Annotated in this window: 12 protein-coding genes; 6 read left to right on the forward strand and 6 right to left on the reverse strand. The window is 61.8% G+C overall.

What is annotated here, in order from left to right; genetic code table 11:
• Positions 1-60: 60 nt before the first annotated feature.
• From IM733_RS11675 to acs, 5 genes are all read right to left on the reverse strand, one after another.
• Positions 61-825, reverse strand: a complete 765-nt coding sequence (locus IM733_RS11675) for an ABC transporter ATP-binding protein (RefSeq protein ID WP_011534967.1) — start codon at positions 823-825, stop codon at positions 61-63.
• 22 nt (positions 826-847) lie between these two features.
• Positions 848-1,546, reverse strand: a complete 699-nt coding sequence (locus tag IM733_RS11680) for an ABC transporter permease (RefSeq protein ID WP_240064338.1) — start codon at positions 1,544-1,546, stop codon at positions 848-850.
• Complete coding sequence (locus tag IM733_RS11685; RefSeq protein WP_248920960.1) at positions 1,543-2,232, reverse strand: ABC transporter permease; 690 nt, start codon at positions 2,230-2,232, stop codon at positions 1,543-1,545. Before IM733_RS11685 ends, IM733_RS11680 begins: the two co-directional genes overlap by 4 nt.
• 91 nt (positions 2,233-2,323) lie before the next feature.
• Positions 2,324-3,109 carry an ABC transporter substrate-binding protein gene (locus tag IM733_RS11690; RefSeq protein ID WP_248920961.1) on the reverse strand — a complete coding sequence of 262 codons (786 nt, stop codon included), beginning with the start codon at positions 3,107-3,109 and terminating at the stop codon, positions 2,324-2,326.
• 519 nt (positions 3,110-3,628) lie between these two features.
• Entirely contained in the window at positions 3,629-5,590 is a 1,962-nt protein-coding gene (acs, locus tag IM733_RS11695) for an acetate--CoA ligase (protein ID WP_213657781.1), read from the reverse strand.
• A gap of 406 nt (positions 5,591-5,996) precedes the next feature.
• Here acs and IM733_RS11700 point away from each other — a divergent pair, with 406 nt between their 5' ends.
• Positions 5,997-6,251, forward strand: coding sequence for a DUF2790 domain-containing protein (locus IM733_RS11700; protein WP_011534972.1), 255 nt, complete (start codon positions 5,997-5,999; stop codon positions 6,249-6,251).
• 75 nt (positions 6,252-6,326) lie between these two features.
• Here IM733_RS11700 and IM733_RS11705 read toward each other — a convergent pair whose 3' ends face one another.
• Entirely contained in the window at positions 6,327-7,886 is a 1,560-nt protein-coding gene (locus tag IM733_RS11705; protein WP_213657782.1) for a sigma-54-dependent transcriptional regulator, read from the reverse strand.
• A gap of 256 nt (positions 7,887-8,142) precedes the next feature.
• Between IM733_RS11705 and phhA the strand changes: the two genes are divergently transcribed.
• The 5 genes from phhA (at position 8,143) to IM733_RS11725 (ending at position 15,366) form a co-directional block, all read left to right on the forward strand.
• Positions 8,143-8,931 carry a phenylalanine 4-monooxygenase gene (phhA, locus tag IM733_RS11710; RefSeq protein ID WP_011534974.1) on the forward strand — a complete coding sequence of 263 codons (789 nt, stop codon included), beginning with the start codon at positions 8,143-8,145 and terminating at the stop codon, positions 8,929-8,931.
• A gap of 38 nt (positions 8,932-8,969) precedes the next feature.
• A complete protein-coding gene (locus IM733_RS11715) occupies positions 8,970-9,326 on the forward strand; it encodes a 4a-hydroxytetrahydrobiopterin dehydratase (protein ID WP_248920962.1) in 357 nt (118 codons plus the stop codon).
• Complete coding sequence (locus tag IM733_RS11720; protein ID WP_432760407.1) at positions 9,326-10,519, forward strand: amino acid aminotransferase; 1,194 nt, start codon at positions 9,326-9,328, stop codon at positions 10,517-10,519. Before IM733_RS11715 ends, IM733_RS11720 begins: the two co-directional genes overlap by 1 nt.
• A 274-nt stretch (positions 10,520-10,793) precedes the next feature.
• On the forward strand, positions 10,794-10,922 hold the full coding sequence (locus IM733_RS25550; protein WP_283107530.1) for a hypothetical protein: 129 nt from the start codon (positions 10,794-10,796) through the stop codon (positions 10,920-10,922).
• A 163-nt stretch (positions 10,923-11,085) separates the two neighbouring features.
• Positions 11,086-15,366, forward strand: coding sequence for a deaminase domain-containing protein (locus IM733_RS11725; RefSeq protein WP_248920964.1), 4,281 nt, complete (start codon positions 11,086-11,088; stop codon positions 15,364-15,366).
• Positions 15,367-15,394: the final 28 nt, after the last annotated feature.

Below are 15,394 nucleotides of genomic sequence, written 5' to 3' on the forward strand. Positions count from 1 at the left end.
CGCCAGGGCATGCTGCGTGCGTTGCGCAGCATGCCCCAATCTGGTGCAAAAGTGCAGCGTTTACTTCAGGCTGCCGGAGAGGAACTGCTTGAGCCGTTCCGACTGCGGATTGACCAGCACTTCACGTGGGCAACCACGCTCTTCAACCAGCCCCTTGTGCAGGAACACCAGCTGGTTGGAAACCTCGCGGGCAAAGCCCATCTCATGGGTGACCACGACCATGGTGCGCCCTTCCTGAGCCAGCGACTGCATGACCTTGAGCACATCGCCCACCAGCTCCGGGTCCAGCGCTGAAGTGGGTTCGTCGAACAGCATCACCTCAGGCTCCATGGCCAGGGCGCGAGCGATAGCCACGCGCTGCTGCTCGCCGCCGGACATGTGGCCGGGAAAAGCGTCCTTGCGATGCGCCACGCCGACCTTGGCCAAGTAGTGCTCGGCCTTTTCCAGCGCTTCCTTCTTGTTCACGCCCAGCACATGCACCGGCGCCTCGATGACGTTCTCCAGCGCGGTCATGTGCGACCACAGGTTGAAGTGCTGGAACACCATCGACAGGCGCGAGCGCATGCGCTGCAGCTGTTTCGGGTCGGCGGCCTTGAGCGCGCCGTCCTTGCCCGCCACCAGCTTGAGCTCTTCATTGTTGAGCAGGATCTTACCCGCGTGCGGCTGCTCCAGCAGGTTGATGCAGCGCAGGAAGGTGGATTTGCCCGAGCCGCTGGAGCCGATGATGCTGATCACGTCGCCTGCCTTGGCTTCGAGGGAGACGCCCTTGAGCACCTCATGGCTGCCGTAGCGCTTGTGCAGGTCTTGGATTTGGAGTTTGTACATGCTGTCGGATCTCACAGAGCGGTCAGTGCTTGCGCGGCGCCAGGTAGCCGAGCCAGCGGCGTTCGGCCATCTTGAACAGGCGCACGAGAATGAAGGTCAGGCACAGGTAGAACACGCCCGCCGTGATGTAGGCCTCGAAGGGCAGGTAGAACTGGGCGTTGACCGTGCGCGCGGCGCCGGTGATGTCGATCAGGGTGACGATCGACGCCAGGCTGGTGGTCTGCAGCATCATGATCACTTCGTTGCTGTACTGCGGCAGCGCGCGGCGCAGCGCGGAAGGCAACAGGATGCGGCGGTACATCTTCATGCGTGACATGCCGATGGCCTTGGCCGCCTCGATCTCGCCATGGGGCGTGGCCTTGAGGCTGCCTGCGATGATTTCGGCAGTATAGGCGCTGGTGTTGATGGCGAAGGCCAGGCAGGCGCAGAAGGTGGCACTGGACAGCCACGGCCACAAGAAGCTCTCGCGCACCGCCTCGAACTGGGCCAGGCCGTAGTAGATCAGGAACAGCTGCACCAGCATCGGGGTGCCGCGGATCACGTAGGTGTACAGCCAGGCGCTCATGTTCACCAGCGGCTGTTTCGACACCCGCATCAGGCCCAGCGGAATGGCCGCCAGCAAACCGAAGAACAGCGACAGCGCCAGCAGCTTGAGGGTGGTCAGCAACCCGCCGAGGTACAGCGGCATGGCGTCCCAGATGACGTTGTAGTCGAAGATCATAGTTCAACCGCCTTGACGCCCACCGAGTAGCGCTTCTCGAGATACCGCAACGCCAGCAGCGAGACACTGGTCAGCACCAGGTACAACGCCGCCACCGCCAGGAAGAAGGTGAAGGGTTCGCGGGTGGCGTCCGCCGCCTGCTTGGCCTTGAACATCATGTCCTGCAGGCCGACCACCGAGATCAGCGCGGTCGCCTTGGTCAATACCAGCCAGTTGTTGGTGAAGCCCGGGATCGCCAGGCGGATCATCTGCGGCACCATGATGCGGAAGAACACCTGCACACCACTCATACCGTAGGCAGCACCCGCCTCGGCCTGCCCCTTGGGAATACCCAGGAAGGCACCGCGGAAGGTTTCCGACAGGTAGGCACCGAAGATGAAGCCCAGAGTGCCGATACCGGCGACCAGTGGGTTCAGGTCGATGTAGTCGTCATAGCCGAGCAGCGGCGCCACGCGATTGAGGAGGTCCTGGCCGCCATAGAAGATCAGCAGGATCAGCACCAGGTCGGGGATGCCACGGATCACCGTGGAGTACAGGTCACCCAGCCAGGCCAGCCAGCGTATCGGCGACAAGCGCAACGCCACACCGACAAGGCCGAGGACGATGGCCAGGGCCATCGACGACAGGGCGAGCTGCAGCGTCAGCCACGCCCCGTCGAGGATGACTGCCCCATAGCCTTTCAACATGATTCGGATTCCTCAGGGCTTGGGAATGAAAAATGGTGCAAACCTCAGAGATTCTGCTGTTTGCACCATTGCACAGGTGAAACTCGATGGTTTACTTCGAGTCTGGACCGTAGATATCGAAGTTGAAGTACTTTTTCTCGATCTCTTTGTACTTGCCGTTGGCGCGGATCGCGTCGATGGCCGCGTTGATGCGATCGGCATTTTTCTTGTCGCCCTTGCGCACGGCGATACCCACGCCATCACCGAAGTACTTCACGTCGGTGAACGACGGGCCGACGAAGGCGAAGCCCTTGCCAGCGTCGGTTTTCAAGAAGCCGTCTTCCAGCAGGGTGGCATCAGCCACGGTACCGTCGAGGCGACCGGCCGCGACGTCCAGGTAGATTTCGTTCTGGGTGCCGTAAGGCACGACGGTGGCGCCTTTTGGTGCCAGGACTTCCTTGGCGAAGCGGTCGTGGATCGAACCGCGCTGCACGCCGATCTTCTTGCCCTTGAGCTCGTCGAGGCTGTCGCTGACGGTGGCGCCTTCCTTCATGACCAGGCGAGCGGGTGTCAGGTAGTAGCGCTTGCTGAAGTCGACCGACTTCTTGCGATCATCGGTGATCGACATGGACGACAGGATGGCGTCGATCTTGCGCACTTTCAGCGCCGGAATCAGGCCGTCGAACTCCTGCTCGACCCAGGTGCACTTGGCTTTCATCTCTTCGCACAGGGCGTTGCCGATGTCGTAGTCGAAGCCGGCGATGCTGCCGTCGGGCTGCTTGAAGGCGAACGGTGGGTAGGCGGCTTCGATACCGATCTTCAACGGTTTCTCATCGGCGTGCGATACCAGGGAAAACACGGAAAGCGCCAGAGCGCCAAGCAGTGCGAGCTTCTTCATCAGGTAACTCCATCGGTACGGGGCAATACAAGGCAGTAGTAACGGCTGCCCGATATGCGAATGGGTACAACGCGAGCCGCGCAGGGTTCGACCAAGGTCGCAGACCACGAGCGAGTGAATGGCATTTTAGCGACAGCCCGGTAGTCGATATTTCTTCAAAGCGACAACTAGTTACAGAAGCGCCAGGAACCGCGGCGGGCGATATTGACAGCTCCTGCGCAATATGCAAGAGCAAGAAGAAAAATAACCTATACCCCAAGCAATAAGCGGGCCCATTATTGGCAAACCCTTGTATCTCGGCAAGTGCAGCGTGCCACGATGCAGAAAATGCTCGCAGAAACGCACCAGAATCGCACATGAATGTTTCCACAAGCCCCGATTTCGCGCGCAAACGGTGACAGCCGCGGTTACCGATGAATGTCGGAGTAACAACCTGTCCAGTAAAGCAAAAACCCCGCCGATTGCTCGGCGGGGTTTCGTAGAGAACCTGCAGGGGCCGGCCTAGCCGGCGAAACGCCCTCAGGCCGACGCCAGGTTCATCGCCTTGTGTGTGTCGATCAGGTGCTGCACCACACCCGGGTCGGCCAGCGTTGAGATATCGCCCAGGGCATCGTACTCGGCCGTGGCGATCTTGCGCAGGATGCGGCGCATGATCTTGCCCGAGCGGGTCTTCGGCAAACCGGGTGCCCACTGGATCACGTCCGGCGAGGCGATCGGACCGATCTCCTTGCGCACCCAATTTTTCAGTTCCAGGCGCAGTTGCTCGCTCGGCTCTTCACCGGCATTGAGGGTGACGTAGACATAGATGCCCTGCCCCTTGATGTCGTGCGGCACACCCACCACCGCCGCCTCGGCGACTTTCGCATGCGCCACCATGGCGCTCTCGATCTCGGCAGTCCCCATGCGGTGCCCGGACACGTTGAGCACATCATCCACGCGGCCGGTGATCCAGTAGTAGCCGTCTTCGTCGCGACGGGCACCGTCACCAGTGAAATACATGCCACGGAAGGTCTTGAAGTAGGTGTCGACGAAGCGGTCGTGGTCGCCGTACAGCGAACGCGACTGACCTGGCCAGGAGTCGAGGATCACCAGGTTGCCCTCGGCCGCACCTTCGATCAGGTTGCCCAGGTTGTCCACCAGCGCCGGCACCACACCGAAGAACGGGCGAGTCGCCGAGCCAGGTTTCAGTGCAGTGGCGCCCGGCAGCGGGCTGATCAGCACGCCACCCGTTTCGGTCTGCCACCAGGTATCGACGATTGGGCAGCGCTCCTTGCCGACGGTCTTGTAGTACCAGTTCCAGGCCTCCGGGTTGATCGGCTCGCCCACCGAGCCCAACAGGCGCAGGCTGGAGCCATCGGCACCGGCCACCGCCGCCTCGCCTTCGGCCATCATGGCGCGGATAGCGGTTGGGGCGGTATAGAGGATGTTGACCTTGTGCTTGTCGACGATTTTCGACACGCGGGTGATATCCGGGTAGTTCGGTACACCTTCGAACAGCAGCGTGGTGGCGCCATTGGCCAGCGGACCGTAGACGATATAGCTATGCCCGGTGACCCACCCCACGTCGGCGGTGCACCAGTAGACCTCGCCCGGGCGGTAGTCGAACACCCGCTCGTGGGTCAACGCGGCATAGACCAGGTAGCCACCGGTGGTATGCAGCACACCCTTCGGCTTGCCGGTTGAACCGGAGGTATAAAGGATGAACAGCGCTTCCTCGGCGCCCATCTCTTTCGGCGCGCAGTGGCTGGAGGCGACTTTCATCAGGTCTTCGTACCAGATGTCGCGGTGCTGGTGCCAGGCAATGTCGCCACCGGTGCGCTTGCACACGATGATCTTCTGCACGCTGCTGGTTTCAGGGTTGGTCAGGGCCAGGTCGACGTTGGCCTTGAGCGGGGTGCGACGCCCACCGCGCACACCTTCGTCAGCGGTGATCACCACTTTCGACTTGCAGTCGATGATGCGCCCGGCCAGTGCTTCCGGCGAGAAGCCACCGAACACCACCGAGTGGATCGCACCGATGCGGGCGCAGGCCAGCATGGCGACCACGGCCTCGGGGATCATCGGCATGTAGATGGTCACCACGTCGCCACGGTGCACGTCCTGGCCACGCAGGGCGTTGGCGAACTTACAGACCTGCTCGTGGAGCTCGCGGTAGGTGATATTGCGGTGCTCGGAAGGGTCGTCACCCTCCCAGATGATGGCGACCTGGTCACCGCGCTCGGCGAGGTGGCGGTCCAGGCAGTTGTAGGAAACGTTCAGAGTGCCGTCGGCGAACCACTTGATGTCGACATGGTGATCGTCGAACGAGGTCTGCTTGACCTTGGTGAAGGGCTTGATCCAGTCCAGACGCTGGGCCTGCTCGCGCCAGAAGCCGTCCGGGTTGATCACCGATTGCTGGTACATGGCCTTGTAGGTGGCCTCGTCGGTCAGGGTACTGGCCGCAACCTCGGGACGAACGGGATACAGTGGAGCCGCACTCATCTGTGTTACCTCGGTGTAATAGTTGTTTTTGTATGGAACCGTTTGTAACTGTACCAGAGCGGCAAAGACCATTCGACGTTGGTAGTAACGTGACGGAAGGAAAACCTACCTTTCTACCGCGACCGCTCTAACCCGAGGCACTGCACCATCCAGGCAGTGAAACCAGGCTGGTTTCCACGGGATTGTTACAGATTCTGTCAAAAGACTTTATCAAAACCCCCTCTGTTTCAGCCTTGAGCACGCTCCTAAAATTCACCTCGCCAGCAACGGCAACGCGATTAACTTGGTAACAGCCCCCACGAAGGCAACGTTAATCCGCACCTCATCCTGATAGTTGAAACTTGTTGTACTCGCGGCGCCATAAGCGCCGCGTGCCCCCTCACGACCTTAGACAGGTAAATAGAAAATGAAAGCTTTACTGGTATTGGCACTTGGCGGTTTTTGCGGCGCGGCGTTGGCCGGCGAAGCAAAAGATGTCGAGCAGATTCCGGTTGAACAGTACAGTTACTCGCAGCACCTGGACATCGCCCGTGTTCTTTCCATGAGCGAAGTGCCAAATGTCTGCGAAGTAGTGCCCGCCCGCATGACCTATGAAGACTCCAAGGGCCAGAAGCACATTCTCGAATACCGCGTGATGGGGAACGGCTGCTCCAACGGCTGACCTGGCGAAACGGGGCCCCTATGGGGCCCTTTCGCGGCCAAACCCGCGAAGGCTTGCAGCCTCAACTTTCCAAAACTAATCCACTGACTTGCCCAGCGCATAATCCCGCAACTTGTTGGCAATCGTCGTGTGCGAAACCCCCAATCTTTTCCCCAGCGCTCGGCTACTTGGAAACTCGCTCATCAAACTTTCCAACACCGCCTTTTCAAATCGCCCGACAATCTGCGAAAGATCGCCATCCAGGGAGAATTCCCCCAACGGCTGGCGCGCACCATAGTCCGGCAAACGGATATGTTCGCTCTTCACCACCCCGCCCTCGCACAGTGAAACCGCCTGGAACAACACGTTCTCCAGTTGGCGCACATTACCCGGCCAGTGGTACTGGCTGAGTTTGTCCATCGCCGACGACGCCAAATGCGGCATCGGGCAGCCGATCTGCCGGCTGGCCTGGTCGAGGAAATGCTGCACCAGCCCTTCCAGGCCATCCATACATTCGCGCAGCGGTGGGATGTGCAGCGACAGCACGTTGAGGCGATGGTAGAGGTCCTGGCGAAACTCGCCACGGGCGCACAGCTCGGACAGGTCAACCTGGGTCGCGCAGATCACCCGCACATCCAGGTACACCTCCTCGTCGCTACCCACCCTTCGGAAACAGCCATCCTGCAGGAAGCGCAGCAACTTGACCTGCAACCGTGGGCTCATCTCCCCCACCCCATCGAGGAACAGCGTGCCGCCCGCCGTCAGCTCCAGCAGCCCCAGCTTGCCCTCGGCCCGCGCCCCTTCGAATGCCCCCGGCCCGTAGCCGAACAGTTCTGTCTCAGCCATCGATTCCGGCAGGCCGGCACAGTTGAGCGCCATCAGCGGCGCCTGGCCACGCGGGCTGGCCAGGTGGCAGGCACGCGCCAGCAATTCCTTGCCGGTACCGGTCTCCCCTTCGATCAGCAACGGCGCATCCAGCGGTGCCATGCGCCGCGCCTCGCGCACCACCGCCGCCATCACCCGCGAACTCTGGAAGATGCTGTCGAACCCGCGCAGCTCCTGCTTGCGCACGTTATAGATGCGCTCGCCGATACGGTCGGCGCGATGCAAGGTAAGCACGGCGCCAGCCAAAGCCTCGCTTTCGTCATGTTCGGACTGCAGCGGCGCGATATCAGCCAGGAACACATCGCCCTTGACCTTGATACGCAAGCCGTTGATTCGCGACTTGTTGGCCCGCACCAACTCCGGCAGGTCGAAATCCTCGACATAGCGCGACAGCGGAATACCCGGCACTTCGTCCACCCGCACCCCGAGCAACTGCGCGGCGCCGCGGTTGGCAGCGACGATGCTGCCCCCCATGTCGATCGACAGCACCGGGAAGTCCAGCGCCCCCAGCAACGCATTGAGTTCCATGTGCCGCCGCTCGCTGGGCATCAACCCCACGCGCTTGACCCCGAAAACCCCGGCGATCGACTCGAACTTCGGCCGTAACGCCTGGAACTGCAGGTTGATCAGGTTCGGGCAATGCAGGTAGATGGCGTTGCCGTGATCGCCCCCCACCTCACCACGCAACACGTTGATGCCGTACTCCACCAGCAGGTTGAGGATGTCCCGCAGGATGCCGATGCGGTTCTGGCAATGCACTTTGATACGCATGAATGCTCTCGAAGCGGCCAGTTTTTTCCCTGGCGCGCAGAAAAGTCGTAAAGATAAGCTGACAAAAACGGGAGAAAGGCCAGCTCGATGCCCATGATTTTCCGGCACCACGGTCATTTTGTAAAATTATCGTTACAAAACCAGGATGAGTGGCGGCCGAAGACCACCTTGCCACCCCGTGCAAAGTGGCGAATGTGGGGATATCTCTAAAGGTATGTCCTGCACATAACAAGAAAGCCCTCACCAGGAGAGCCACATGAAACAGACGCAATACGTGGCGCGCGAGCCCGATGCGCATGGTTTTATCGACTACCCACAGCAAGAGCATGCCGTGTGGAACACCCTGATCACCCGTCAATTGAAAGTGATCGAAGGCCGGGCGTGCCAGGAGTACCTGGACGGCATCGAGCAGCTCAAGCTGCCCCATGACCGCATCCCCCAGCTCGGTGAAGTCAACAAGGTGCTCGGCGCCACCACCGGCTGGCAGGTCGCCCGCGTACCGGCGCTGATCCCCTTCCAGACCTTCTTCGAACTGCTGGCCAGCAAGCGCTTCCCGGTCGCCACCTTCATCCGCACCCCGGAAGAACTGGACTACCTGCAGGAGCCCGACATCTTCCACGAGATCTTTGGCCACTGCCCGCTGCTGACCAACCCCTTCTTCGCCGAGTTCACCCACACCTACGGCAAGCTGGGCCTGGCAGCGACCAAGGAACAACGCGTCTACCTCGCACGCCTGTACTGGATGACTATCGAGTTCGGCCTGATGGAAACCGCGCAAGGTCGCAAGATCTACGGCGGCGGCATCCTCTCCTCACCGAAGGAGACCGTCTACAGCCTCTCAAACGAGCCTGAGCACCAGGCCTTCGACCCGATCGAAGCCATGCGCACGCCGTACCGTATCGATATCCTGCAGCCCCTGTACTTCGTCCTGCCGAACATGAAGCGCCTGTTCGACCTGGCCCACGAAGACATCATGGCCATGGTCCACCAGGCTATGCAGCTGGGCCTGCACGCCCCGAAGTTTCCACCCAAGGTCGCTGCCTGAGCGCCCCTGTCGATAACAACTCAAATCGGAAAAAAAACATGAATGCCTTGAACCAAGCCCATTGCGAAGCCTGCCGCGCGGATGCACCAAAAGTCTCCGACGACGAGCTGGCGGAACTGATCCGCGAGATCCCGGACTGGAACATCGAAATCCGCGACGGCCATATGGAGCTCGAGCGCGTGTTCCTGTTCAAGAACTTCAAGCACGCCCTGGCCTTCACCAACGCCATCGGCGAAATCGCTGAAGCCGAAGGCCACCACCCAGGCCTGCTGACCGAGTGGGGCAAGGTCACCGTGACCTGGTGGAGCCACTCGATCAAGGGCCTGCACCGCAACGACTTCATCATGTGCGCCCGCACCGACAAGGTCGCCGAAACCGCTGAAGGGCGCAAGTGATGCACTTCTCGGCCATTGGTCGGGTCCCCGGCGACCCGATCCTGGGGCTGATGGAAGCCTACGCCCGCGACGACAACCCCTCGAAGTTCGATTTGGGCGTCGGCGTGTTCAAGGATGCCCAAGGCCTGACGCCAATCCCAGCTGCGGTCAAACAGGCCGAGCAGCGTTTGGTCGAAAGGCAGGCCACCAAGAGCTACGTCGGTGGCCATGGTGACGCAGCGTTCGGGCGCCTGGTCAGCGAACTGGTGCTGGGCAGCGCTTCACCGCTGTTGGCCAGCCAGCGCGCCGGCGCCACCCAGACCCCTGGCGGCACCGGCGCCCTGCGCCTGGCGGCGGAGTTCATCGCCCATTGCCTGCCGGGCCGCGGCGTCTGGTTGAGCGACCCGACCTGGCCGATCCACGAGACGATCTTCGCCGGTGCCGGGCTGAAGGTGTCCCACTACCCCTACGTGGGCAAGGACAACCGCCTGAACGTCGGCGGCATGCTCGCCGCGCTGGAACAGGCGCCGGAAGGCGACGTGGTGTTGCTGCATGCCTGCTGCCACAACCCCACCGGTTTCGACCTGGGCCAGGACCACTGGCGTGCGGTGCTCGACATCGTCAAGCGGCGCAACCTGCTGCCGTTGATCGACTTCGCCTACCAGGGCTTCGGTGACGGCCTGGAAGAAGACGCCTGGGCCGTGCGCTTGTTTGCCACCGAACTGCCGGAACTGCTGGTCACCAGCTCGTGCTCGAAGAATTTCGGCCTGTACCGCGACCGCACCGGCGCCCTGCTGGTGTGCAGCCACGACGCGGAAAAACTGCTGGATGTACGCAGCCAACTGGCGTTCCTTGCGCGCAACCTGTGGTCGACGCCGCCGGATCATGGCGCGGCGGTGGTCGCCGAGATCCTCGGCGATCCGGCGCTCAAGGCGTTGTGGGTCGAAGAAGTGAACGCCATGCGCCAGCGCATCGCCGAACTTCGCGAAGGCCTGGTGCAGGCACTGGCGCCACACGGCCTGGCCGAGCGCTTCGCGCACATCGCCGCGCAACGCGGGATGTTCTCCTACACCGGGCTCAACCCCGAGCAAGTGCGCCTGTTGCGCGAGAAACACAGCGTGTACATGGTCGGTACAGGCCGGGCGAATATTGCCGGGGCCGACGCGCACCGCCTGGAACAGTTGGCAGCGGCCATCGCCGACGTCTGCCGCTGATATCGCGGTACCTGTGTAGGGGCGGCTTTAGCCGCGAAGCACGCAACGCGGAGCCAGCCCCGGCTTTGCCGGGGTTCGCGGCTAAAGCCGCTCCTACAGGGGTTTGCGGTGGCCATGTCAAAGTCGGCGGTGCGCTGATCGCCCACAAAAACCGACCAACGCCCGGCAAAAATCCCAAACTGTCATCCAGACTGCTGTATCCTGCCCCAGCTTTTCGAAGCCACACATGCGCACTGGCGCCGCCTTTTCACTCACACTTGCGAGGAACGACGAGATGCATGAAATCCCGAATCTTCCCTTCCCAAGCCTGAACCCCGAAGAGCAATCCGTTGCCGCCCACACCGAACCGACGCCCGCCGTCGACCAGGACGGTGACGATCAATCCAGCGCTGACCAGGAATAACCCGCGCACCATTCGACAGTGTGAAAACGGCTGACCCGCGAAAGCTTCCCCATCATCACGTTTTCACACCGTCCAGAAGCCGTCCACGCGACGCGATAACCCATTACCACCCCAGCCTGCCTGGACTCGACAGACTGCGGCCTTCCAAATACGGAGGTCCTGTATGTCCCGTCGCTCTAATCTCAACGCCGCCGAAAAGGCAAAAATCCTTGCACTGACCCCTGCCGATGTCATCGTCACCAGCGAGCTCTCCGGCCTGCGGGATATCGCCACCTCGCTTAGCGACCATTTCGACCAAGCCTTCAGCATGGACGCGCTTTACCCAAGAGCGCTCATGGATATGGAGCTCATGACAGCCCTGGATACAGCTCTGGGTAGCGAGCACGCCAGGCAGTACCTCAATCGCTTTTTAGGCCGAGAACTCTCCCTGCCAGCAAACCTCAACGAATGCGCACTGTTCTATGGCACCTTGGCCGAACAACTGATCAAGGCAGCCGACATCGGCAGATCCCCTGAGCTACAGCCCGATCCACACCTCGACACACCTTACGCAGTCGCCAGTTTCGCCCAGGCGCTCTGGCACCAATATCCACGCCTCAGGCGCGCGGATGCCTATCTCGCGGCAACATTGTTGCTACGCGGCAAACTGAGGGCGACGCACCCGCGCCCATGGCAACCCGCACTGGAACTCGACGACCACCTTGACCTTCCTGTCCTGGCCAATCACCTGCTCAAAGCAACACCCGGTCAACACCTCTTCGAGAAACTGCTCAATGAATTACAGGCCGCGTTCTATTACCAAGGGCTGCACTATCGCTTCCCCACTGCCCGGGAGCGCAAGGCAGGCAAGCCAGCCAACCAGCATGGGCGCATCACACTGGATGGCTCAGCCCTTAACGCACCGGCAGGCGAGGTGCTCGACGCCTTGCTTGGCGCCATCCCCTTCGACCGCCTGGGCCAACGCCTGGCGGCGGCGGCGCAATGGGACAGCACCCCGGCAAACGCACCCATGTACCGCGTCCTGGCCGAACAGACCTTGATCGACGCGCTCTATCCTGCGGCCAAGCGCCGCCCAGGCCACATCCTCGATTTCGAGCTGTTCAACGCGCACAACAAGTACCAGCATCTGAGCGACCTGCGCCTGGACCTGATCAATAGCCTGCACCTTCATCTCGGCGGTGTCCCCGCCATGGCTGAGCTTGCCGCCGAACTGCTGCTGCGCCGCTTCGCCCCGGAGTTGCTGATCGACGACGACCCCGACGACTACCTCTACGACCACGATGTGCGCTGGGCCAACCTGCGCCAAGGCGCCTATCTGCTGCTGGCCCAGCGCAAGCCATTGACCTTTGCCGCCGCGGAGCAGGCCACCGATCTGCCCGACCAGCAGGAGACTCCGGTTTTCGAGGAGGCCTTGGCGGCGACAGTTGCCGAATGGGCCCAGTTGCAGGGCGTGCTCAAGCAATCCCCGCCCTGGTCGAAAGCACAATGGCAACTGGCCTATGACCACTACCTCACCGCCTGGGACCGGGAGAGCCTGCGCGACCTGCCCGATCGCTTCGAGCTGGCTCGGCATGAGTTGCGCCAGGTAGGTATTGCTCCACAGGACCGCAACGTGGACAACCAACTGCACCTCAATGCCTACCTGGATCACGGAGCAGGCTACCGGCACAGCACGCTGCCCGACGCCACGGCTCGTTACGACCACGAGTTCCAGGCATGGCGCCAACGTGCCCAAATGACCTATGGCGACATCATGCAGCGTTTACTGCGCCATCTCCCCCAAACGGATCAGGATCGACTGAAGAACAGTGATTGGCATTGCCATGCCGTCACATGGCCTGCATACATAGGCCCTGTCAAAGGCGGCGTTCCCAGCTACGGCGATTCACCCATCGCGGACTGGAGAGCGGAAACCGGCACCCAAGGCATCATCGTCCATCTCTCCGGCGACACTGTCGACACCCTCTATGAACTGTTTCCAGAGAAGCTGACATGGCGTCGCCATCTCCTCACCGGCACACAACGCGAACGATGGAGCGACGCCCTGAATTTCGACTACCACGACTACAACGAAACCGATATTCCCTGGCAGGTCGCGCCGTGGCCGAAAACTGTCGAATTGAGCAAAGCGCCGACTGAGCATCGCTTGGAAGCACTGATCCGGTGTTACGCTGACTCAATCGCTTTGGGCAACTGCGACGCACTGTACAGCAGCGGCAAAGGTACGACACCGCACGAACACTTCCTCGCCGAACGGCGCATGGATAGCACCGGACGCTACCTCTTCAAGCTGTTTTCCAACCTGGTACCCGGGCTAGGCTGCTTCGGCGTGCGCAATGGCACAGAAGCGTTGAGCTGCGGCCTGGACGCACTTGGCACCTTGGGCAGTGCCTTTGCCCTGGGCGGACGCATCATCAAACCCCTGGCGCGGCTCTATGGCGCAGCTGGCAGGAACGCCAGCGCACTGCGCCTTGGCATGCTGCGAGCCGCCAGGCACTGGAAAGGCCAGCTACTGCCCACCAAGCTGCATCGCCATGGCGCAGGCCCCAGCGGCTGGCCGGGCAGCACCGCCCCAAGCGCACGGGCCAAGCTCACCGCAGCGATACCCCAGGACAAGTTGCTACCCGGCCAGAAGCCCGATGTCATCCGCCTGCTGCTGGGCGAGGGCGACGATATCACCAGAGCCTGGGAAAAAGCGTCCAACCCCGTCGTCTACCCGGTATTCATCATCCGCGACCCAGACCATGTCGACGCGATCGTCAACGGTATCGCCTATCGCCACCGCATCGGCCAGCCCGCAGGCGTAGCCCAGCGCGTACGCCAGACGCCCCTGTTGTGGGCACAGGACCCTGTGCGCCAACCGCCCCCCTATCCGGATGCCCCTGCGCAAGGTATCGCGCTCCAGCTGGCGCCAGCCACCAACCAGGCTGGTACACCCGCCTACGGCCAACAGGTCAGCCACGCCTTCGAGACCATCCGTATCGAACCGCAGCCGATCACCTACCGCGTCAATGGCGCGAACAGCGATAGCGTGGCACAAGTCATGGTGCGCGAGAACCGCCTGGTGCAATACACGCAGGAAGTCATTCCCGGCAGGGGACGCCAACCTGCCAGCAACCGGATGGTCCTCACCCCCCTGAGCGATGACGAGGCCGATGCCATGGGCCTGCTCAATCCGCCGCACTACTACGACGAAGGCGTACTGGGCTACCCGGTAAGCGAGCACTGGTTCGGCCTGCCGGCCGACATGACGGCCGACCAGGTCGCGCTGTTCACCGGCCACTGCCCACCGGTCCGGCTAGGCCGGCTGACCCAAGGCCTTGCTGACCGTCGCACCCTGCGCGGTGCACGCGTCGAATACCTGGACCGCGACTGGTTGTTGGTCGAAGCCGATACCGGCGTGTTCTACGGCGCCCCATTCGACTTCGAAGCCTGGCAACATAGCCAGACAGCCGCCTTGCGCCAGGGTACGCTGACACCTACCCAATATCCCACCCCGGCACAGCATACGCGTCTGACATTCACCCGAGTCACCGATCTCGATGCCATCGCCCAATACCTCGATATCAGCGAGACCTACCGTATCGTGGCCGCCAGGCCGAACCTGCAACAAGACATCGACAACCTCGCCGACCTACTGCGTGACTGGGTACGCTACCAGCGGCGCAGCAATCCCCCCAGCGGCCCGACAGCCCTGCAAAGCGTGCTCGACCAGATGGAAGAGGCGCAGTACCCGCAGTTCGCCCGCAACATCCTGACCTCACCTCGAGCGCAGGATGGACTGGCCGGCTTTTCACTGAACGATGTGGTGGGGCTGAACAAACAGATCATCCCCGACTTCCATAACCTGGCCAGGTTCGATGCCGTCGAGCAACTGCATGTCAACGGCGTGCTCAATCTGTTGCTGCCCGCGTCGGGGACACGCGCGGGATATACCCCGATGACAGTTGCCCAGATGCTCACGGACAACGGCATGAATCAGTTGAGGCAACACCTGTCGGGCGCCAACTTTGCCTTTGCCACGGTCACGCTGCGCAACGGCAACCGCCGCGTGTACTTCGCGTTATCCGGCGGCAGGGCCAGGCAGAGGATCATGGTCCAGCCCCCTGCGCCCGGCCAGCATCCGCCTATCGATTACATCGACGCCCGCGCACGCATGCAGGGCTTGGATCCGGACCCACGTTTCACCCACCTTACCGTGTTGCGGCGCGCCAACTTCCTGACCATCAGGAACCATCGACGTCACCTGGATTCCGAGCGCCTGATCGCCTCGACGATCAACCAGGATTTGCTCAACCTGCCTGACGATGTCACCAGCATCAGGGTCTTCACCCTGATGGATACCTGTCGTTCCTGCGGCGGTTTCGTACTGCCTCGTTTACGCCTGGACTATCCCAACGCCGACTTCAGCGTCAGCTGGTTGCTGCCATACAACAACAACTGACGGCGCCCCGCAGGACGCGACCTTCACC

This window comes from Pseudomonas entomophila (assembly GCF_023277925.1).
Taxonomy (GTDB): Bacteria; Pseudomonadota; Gammaproteobacteria; order Pseudomonadales; family Pseudomonadaceae; genus Aquipseudomonas; species Aquipseudomonas entomophila_D.